Below are 668 nucleotides of genomic sequence, written 5' to 3'. Positions count from 1 at the left end.
GCTGTTGCCGTTGTGATTCCTACCAACGAAGAATTGATGATTGCACACGATACTGCCCGTCTGAGCGGCCTGTAATCTCCGTCATTATTGAAAACCTGCCCGCAAGGGCAGGTTTTTTTGTTGTGTATAGATGAAGAAAATTTTGAGGATATATCGAAAAAAGCCGGAAAACATTGCGTTTACCGGCTTTTTAATCAGTGCAATATGAAGAATGCTGATGGATAGGTTTAGAACTTATAACTGATGGTAAACAGCAAAGTCCTGCCGCGCGCATAGTTATTCAAGACGGAGCGTGTCGTGCCGCCATATTTGCCATTGCATAAACCGTTGGCATCGCATTCGACTTCCTCATCATCTAAACCACCTTTTCTTTCAAATACGCTGAAATAGCGCTGGGTTGCGGCATCGTTTGCGGAATCCAGAGGATCGATATAGCGCTTATTGAACGCATTTTGAATGTCGAAACGAAGGATAAGGTTTTTCTTCGGTTCATAATTGGCATAGAAATCAAAAATCAGCGGCTGTCTGTTGATGCTTTCTGTTTTTTTGATCACCCTTCTGCCCATTTGGTGTGAAGAGTAGGTATTGGCACCGGTTGTCCCGTCAACAAATTCCTCCTCAGTCGTCGCCCGTGTACTTTTGCCGTAATAGCGCATAATGCCGCCGAT

General features: G+C 44.5%; 1 pseudogene. It reads right to left on the bottom strand.

The window, feature by feature from the left end:
• Nucleotides 1–227: 227 nt before the first annotated feature.
• Nucleotides 228–668: pseudogene (locus tag ACTHS3_RS16440) on the bottom strand (TonB-dependent receptor); the annotation flags it as partial.

The sequence above is a fragment of the Neisseria sp. P0009.S007 genome, from assembly GCF_051962515.1.
This window is presented reverse-complemented; position numbering and strand designations above follow the sequence as displayed.